Below are 5,377 nucleotides of genomic sequence, written 5' to 3'. Positions count from 1 at the left end.
GCCGCCCCCGGTGTCCTCGCGCACGGAACCCTCACCCGCCGCGGCTCCGGCGGCAGACGGCACCTCGGCGCCCGCCTGCTCCGGCACCGGTTCTCCGACGGGCGCGGACTGGGACTGCTCAGCTTCCGGGGTCGTCACCCGACCAGCGTAGGCCACTGCCGACCCGCAACTCCGGACAGTCGGCCGGCGACCACTCGGCCGACAGGTCCCGGCAGGCCACGAACAGCGTGCCCGGGCGGCAGCCGATCTCGTGGGTGCAGCCGCCGTCGGAGGCCGGGAGCACCTCGTCCAGGATCACGTCACCCAGGTCGGACAGATCACGGACGCCCGGCACGTCCAGCACGTCCGGCGCACCGGTCCCGTCCGGCGCATCCGGCATGTCCGCCCGGAAGACGGTGACCCCGGTGTAGCGGATGACCAGGTCCTCGTCATGCTTCCAGCAGTTGTGCCGGAACCGGATCTCGATCCCGTCGTCGCCGCTGCGGACGGCCCCCTGCGGTACGAGGTCCTTCACGCACCGTCTGCCCCGGAAGGCGTAGTGCCCGGGGTCCGTGGCGAACTCCCGCGCCCCCGGCGGCAGTCGATCCGCGAACCCGGACAACTCCGCCAGATACAGCTGGGGATCGATCACCCCCGTCACGTCGCCCACGCGTCCGTCGAGGTCGACGTACCTCATACCCCCAGCTCCGCCGCGATCCGCCCCGCCCGCACGGCGCCCACCAGCTCCGCGTGGTCCGCCTCGGTCCGGTCGGCGTAGGCGACCGCGAACGTCGCTATCGCCTCGTCCAGTTCGTCCTTCTTGCCGCAGTACCCGGCGACCAGGCGCGGGTCGGCGCTGTGGGCGTGGGCGCGGGCCAGGAGGGCGCCGGTCATCCGGCCGTAGTCGTCGATCTGGTCGGCGGCGAGGGCGGCCGGGTCGACGCTGCCCTTGCGGTTGCGGAACTGCCGTACCTGGAACGGCAGTCCGTCGACCGTCGTCCAGCCCAGCAGGATGTCGCTGACGACCTGCATCCGCTTCTGCCCGAGCACCACGCGCCGGCCCTCGTGCGGGACGGGCGGCGCGTCGAACCCGGCGGCGAGCAGATGCGGCACCAGCGCCGAGGGGCGGGTCTCCTTGACCTGGAGGACGAGCGGTTCGCCGCGGTGGTCGAGCAGCAGCACGACGTACGACCGCGTGCCCACGCTGCCCGTGCCGACGACACGGAAGGCGACGTCGTGCACGGTGTGCCGGGCGAGCAGCGGGAGGCGGTCCTCGGAGAGCGTGCCGAGATACTCCTCCAGGGACGCGGCGACCGCCGCCGCCTCCTCGTCCGGGATCCGGCGCAGCACGGGTGAGGCGTCGACGAAGCGGCGCCCGCCGTCCTCGGCCGCCTCGGTCGACCTGGCCGCGAACCGCCCGCTGGTGTTGCCCCGCGCCTTCTCGGAGACCCGCTCCAGCGTGCCGAGCAGGTCGCGGGCGTCGGCGTGGGAGACCAACTCCTCGTCCGCGATGGCGTTCCACGCGTCCAGCACCGGGAGCTTCGCCAGCAGGCGCATGGTGCGGCGGTAGGAGCCCACCGCGCCGTGCGCCGCCGTACGGCAGGTGTCCTCGTCGGCGCCTGCCTCCCGGCCCGCGAGCACCAGCGAGGCGGCGAGCCGCTTGAGGTCCCACTCCCAGGGGCCGTGCACGGTCTCGTCGAAGTCGTTCAGGTCGATGACCAGGCCGCCGCGGGCATCGCCGTACAGCCCGAAGTTGGCCGCGTGGGCGTCGCCGCAGATCTGGGCGCCGATCCGGGTCATGGGGGTGCGGGCGAGGTCGTAGGCCATCAGGCCGGCCGAACCGCGCAGGAAGGCGAAGGGCGTGGCCGCCATCCGGCCCACCCGTATCGGTGTCAGCCCAGGAATACGGCCGCGGCCGGACTCCTCCACGGCGGTCACCGCGTCGGGGCGGGAGCCGTCCAGGTCGAGAGCGGCGTGCGCGCTGTGCGGGACGCTCTCCCGCAGCGCCTTCCCCTCTTCCTTGGGCGATCCCTCCACCGGCCAGGTGGCGAAGCCCCGCACTCCGGGCAGCCTGCGCCCCACACCGATTCCGGCCTCGGTCATACCGACCGCCTCCCCCGCACTTCCGCACGCACGAACATCAACTCGCGACGACCGTACAGCCGGTGGCGAAAACACGTCAGACCCTGTGGACAACTCGGCGCCTGTGGACAGCTCCACGTCTGTGGAAAACCCACGGCGCCCGACGAACCTCGCGAGGGCCGGGCCTCAGCAGTTGCCCGACTCCCACCCCTCGGGCAGATGCACCTTGGCCCACTCGCCGAGTTCCCGGAGCGCCGGTTCCAAGGCCTTGCCGGCCTCGGTCAGCCGGTACGAGACGCGCAGCGGCGGGCCTTCGTCGACCTCGCGGACGAGCAGGCCGGCGGCGCCGAGTTCGGTGAGCCGGTCGGAGAGCATGCGCTCGCTGATGCCCGGGATCGCCCGGCGCAGGTCGGAGAAGTGCATGGGCTGTGCCATCAGGACGGCCACGATCGGCCCGGTCCAGCGCTTTCCGAACAGCTGGAAGACACGGGTGATCCCCTTGTCGACCTGCTTGCACAGGTCCGTGCCGTGTTCCTGCTCGACCGTCATGGCTTCAGGGTACTGCCCTCTTGAATGGGGATGAAAAAAAGTAAGTACCTGTGTTATTCATAGTCGAGTACGAAACTTCATCTGCTGAGCAAAACGATTGCCGGCACTCCACGCCCCCTGGAGACCTCCATGGCCACGCTTCTGCACATCGACTCCTCCGTGTTCCCCGCCGGCGCCTCCGCCTCCCGCGCCGTCGCCGACGCCTTCCGCACGTCCTGGGAGGAACAGCACCCGGAGGGCACGGTGATCCACCGCGACCTCGCCGCGAACCCCGTCCCGCACATCACCGCCGACGCCCACACCGCCGGCTTCGCCGACCCGGCCACGCACACGCCCGAGCAGGCGGCGGCCTTCGCCGAGCGCGTGCAGCTCATAGAGGAGCTGGAGCAGGCGGACGCGGTGCTGATCGGCGCCCCGATGTACAACTTCGCCATCCCCTCGACCCTGAAGGCCTGGCTGGACAACGTGATCCTCATGGGCCGCACCGCGGGCACGGAGGACTCGAAGATCAAGGGCACCCCGGTCACCGTGATCGCCAGCCGCGGCGGCGCCTACGGCCCCGGCACCCCGCGCGAGGGCTTCGAGTACGTGCAGACCTATCTCCGCGCGGTCTTCGTCGACGCCCTCGGCACGGAACTGGAGTTCATCGTCCCGGAGCTCACCATGGCCCCGCAGAACCCGGCGATGTCCGACCTGGTCCCCCTCTACGAGGCGTCCCGCGAGCGCGCCCTCGACGACGCGGCGACCAAGGCCAAGGAACTGGCGGAGCGCCTCGCCGCGTGACGTCCGCGCCGGGGTGAGGCCACCGACGAGGAGGTGTCACCCCCGCAGCGAAACGACGAGTTCGTGGCCCGTGAGCCAGAGCCCTCCACAGGTCAGGGCGAGGCCGACGAGCGTCATCAGAGCCATCATGAACTGCATGTAGGGGGACAGACGGGCGGCTGCGCGGCCGGGATCGCGCGGGTCGTAGCTGAGCTCCAGCCGCTCTCCCCCCGTCGAATCGCGGTAGTGGTGCACTCCGCCGTCGAGGTCCGTGTACCGGTACACCCTGGTGTTGTTGGTGTAGTGGTCGAATTCGGCCGACACCGTGATGCCGTGCCTGGGCAGCCGTCGGCCGTCGTGGAGACCGCGCCCCATGACGGCCACCAGAAGCACCCCCACAGCGGTGAAGAGCTGCACGAACGGCAGCACTGCCACGAACTCCGAGCCACCGCGCACCCCCACCATCACATCGATCACCACGAAGACGGCGATCACCGCGAGGACGGAGAGCACCCGCCGCGACGACCACCAGGGACCTCGCGCGGAGGCGGAGGCAGGGGCGTCGGTGATCGTGACCAGGTCCTCGCCCTCGGGACGCGGATCCAGCGGCGCGCGTTCGGTCAGGCGGGCCCGCACGGCGGCACCGAACGCGGACACCGCTGCCGCACTGGTGTCGTGCACCGCGTACACGGCACCGGAACGGCCGGCCCGAGCCGTCGTCAGGACGATCTCGGCGGTACGGTCCGCACCGCGGACGTCCTCGATCGCCGCCAGCGGGATCCGGACCGTACGGCCGTCCTGTTCCCACAGCACATGATCCAGGCCCTCTTCGAAACGGGCTGTGGCGTCACGACCGCGCAGAACGATGGAGGACGGTGAAGGAGTCGTTGTCACGCCCGTAGGACACTCGCGAGCGCGACGGGGTTGCACACGATCACCCAGGACGAGCGGCTCCCCCGACCGTGAGATACCTCACCGCCGAAGCCGACACCGGACACGAAGAAGCCCCTCAGGTCCGAGACCTGAGGGGCTTCTGTCTGTGCGCGAGGGGGGAGTTGAACCCCCACGCCCTTTCGGGCACTGGAACCTGAATCCAGCGCGTCTGCCTATTCCGCCACCCGCGCATTGGGTGTGTCCTCGGGCTGTTCCCCCAGGGGGCTGGCGCCTTCCGACATGCAGAAGATTAGCACGGTGCCCGGGGTGGATTCACATCCCTTATCCGCACCCCCTGACCTGCCCCGGGAACCACCAGGACCCCCTCCGAACACCCCGCACCCCCCGCTACGTATCAACGTGGGCCGGTTCACGTATCAACCTCGTACCGGTAGCGGCCATCTCCCCAGGAGGGGGACAAGGTCCACAGTCAGGTGCGGGACACTTGTCTGCGGCCCCCTCTACGATCCTGGGCAGGAGTAGTGCAGAAGGAGTTCGACGGGCCGACAAGGGGGAACCAGCCGATTTACCGGCGCGTGGATACGATCAGTAAGCAGTACCAAGGCAGCCGGCACGGCAACCAGTGCGGCAACGACGGAGGAGGTGCCCCATGGGAGTCCTGAAGAAGTTCGAGCAACGCCTCGAAGGTCTGGTCAACGGCACCTTCGCCAAGGTGTTCAAGTCCGAGGTCCAGCCCGTCGAGATCGCCGGCGCGCTCCAGCGCGAGTGCGACAACAACGCGACGATCTGGAACCGCGACCGGACCGTCGTACCCAATGACTTCATCGTGGAGCTGAGCACGCCGGACTTCGAGCGGCTCAGCCCCTACTCCGGCCAGCTCGGCGACGAGCTCGCCGGCATGGTGCGCGACTACGCCAAGCAGCAGCGCTACACCTTCATGGGACCCATCAAGGTCCACCTGGAGAAGGCGGAAGACCTCGACACCGGGCTGTACCGGGTGCGCAGTCGTACGCTCGCCTCCTCCACCAACCAGCAGGCACCCGGGGCCGGCGCCCCGGCAACACCCCCGGCTCCGGCCGCGGGACGGCCCGGCGGCTACGGCTATCCGCCC

Annotated in this window: 6 protein-coding genes and 1 tRNA gene; 2 read left to right on the top strand and 5 right to left on the bottom strand. The window is 70.2% G+C overall.

Annotation, left to right across the window (positions count from 1 at the left end; translation table 11 throughout):
* Window positions 1-118: 118 nt before the first annotated feature.
* The 3 genes from R6V09_RS44890 to R6V09_RS44880 form a co-directional block, all read right to left on the bottom strand.
* Entirely contained in the window at window positions 119-676 is a 558-nt protein-coding gene (locus R6V09_RS44890) for a hypothetical protein (RefSeq protein WP_317887246.1), read from the bottom strand.
* Complete coding sequence (locus R6V09_RS44885; protein ID WP_317887245.1) at window positions 673-2,082, bottom strand: DUF2252 domain-containing protein; 1,410 nt, start codon at window positions 2,080-2,082, stop codon at window positions 673-675. Before R6V09_RS44885 ends, R6V09_RS44890 begins: the two co-directional genes overlap by 4 nt.
* 165 nt (window positions 2,083-2,247) lie before the next feature.
* Window positions 2,248-2,610 (bottom strand): winged helix-turn-helix transcriptional regulator, encoded by a 363-nt coding sequence (locus R6V09_RS44880; protein ID WP_317887244.1) that lies wholly within the window; start codon window positions 2,608-2,610, stop codon window positions 2,248-2,250.
* 129 nt (window positions 2,611-2,739) lie between these two features.
* On the opposite strand from R6V09_RS44880, the gene R6V09_RS44875 reads away from it, so the two are divergent.
* The gene (locus R6V09_RS44875; RefSeq protein WP_317887243.1) at window positions 2,740-3,393 is read left to right on the top strand and encodes an FMN-dependent NADH-azoreductase; all 654 of its coding nucleotides are present in this window, start codon (window positions 2,740-2,742) and stop codon (window positions 3,391-3,393) included.
* A 36-nt stretch (window positions 3,394-3,429) separates the two neighbouring features.
* On the opposite strand, the gene R6V09_RS44870 is transcribed toward R6V09_RS44875, so the two are convergent.
* On the bottom strand, window positions 3,430-4,266 hold the full coding sequence (locus R6V09_RS44870; RefSeq protein ID WP_317887242.1) for a DUF3592 domain-containing protein: 837 nt from the start codon (window positions 4,264-4,266) through the stop codon (window positions 3,430-3,432).
* 146 nt (window positions 4,267-4,412) lie between these two features.
* Window positions 4,413-4,496, bottom strand: a tRNA-Leu gene (locus R6V09_RS44865).
* 419 nt (window positions 4,497-4,915) lie between these two features.
* Between R6V09_RS44865 and R6V09_RS44860 the strand changes: the two genes are divergently transcribed.
* Window positions 4,916-5,377 (top strand): DUF3662 domain-containing protein (locus tag R6V09_RS44860; RefSeq protein WP_317887241.1); only part of this gene is annotated, 462 nt, incomplete at its 3' end.

Origin of the sequence: Streptomyces sp. W16, from assembly GCF_033194735.1 — a bacterium.
Classification (GTDB): domain Bacteria; phylum Actinomycetota; class Actinomycetes; order Streptomycetales; family Streptomycetaceae; genus Streptomyces.
Note: the sequence above shows the minus strand (reverse complement) of the source record. Positions and strands in the feature narration are given on the sequence as shown.